1 tRNA gene is annotated in these 518 nt (G+C 55.6%); it reads left to right on the top strand.

Annotation, left to right across the window (positions count from 1 at the left end):
* Positions 1-192: 192 nt before the first annotated feature.
* A tRNA-Glu gene (locus NW860_RS02040) sits at positions 193-265 on the top strand.
* The last annotated feature ends 253 nt before the right edge of the window (positions 266-518 follow it).

Below are 518 nucleotides of genomic sequence, written 5' to 3'. Positions count from 1 at the left end.
CGGAGATGAGGTGTAAATGGATGTGATCCCGGATGAACCCCTTGTGATCGCCGGATTGCTGGGTCTGGCTCTCCTGGGACTCTTGATCTTGGCCGGGGTAGGATGGGGGGCGGGCGACGGCGACTAGCAAGAGATTCAAGTTGACAGAGTTAAACCTGCCTCCTTACAATCAAGATCGCTTCCTTTGGAGATGCCCCCATCGTCTAGAGGCCTAGGACACATCCCTTTCACGGATGCGACAGGGGTTCGAATCCCCTTGGGGGTATAGAGGAGAGGTAGCGACGATGCGCAGCTTTGCCGGCGCATCTTCTGTTTGACGTGGATTAGTTAAGCCAGTAGACGAGCAGCTGCATTTCTTCGGCTAGGCACTTTGCCTAGGCTAAAGTCAGCTCCGTCTTTAGCCGGTGTGCTCGATCAGGAACAGCTCCCGTCAGCTTGATGGGAAGTGACGCCTGTGGAGATCCCTCTGGTGGGGTAGTGGAGGTGAACTCTGCTGCTAGCTATAGGTCGTGGAAGCA

This window comes from Synechococcus sp. F70.1 (genome assembly GCF_047502745.1).
Classification (GTDB): domain Bacteria; phylum Cyanobacteriota; class Cyanobacteriia; order Thermostichales; family Thermostichaceae; genus Thermostichus.
The sequence above is the reverse complement of the archived record's forward strand: the minus strand, read 5'-3'. Positions and strand labels throughout refer to the sequence as shown.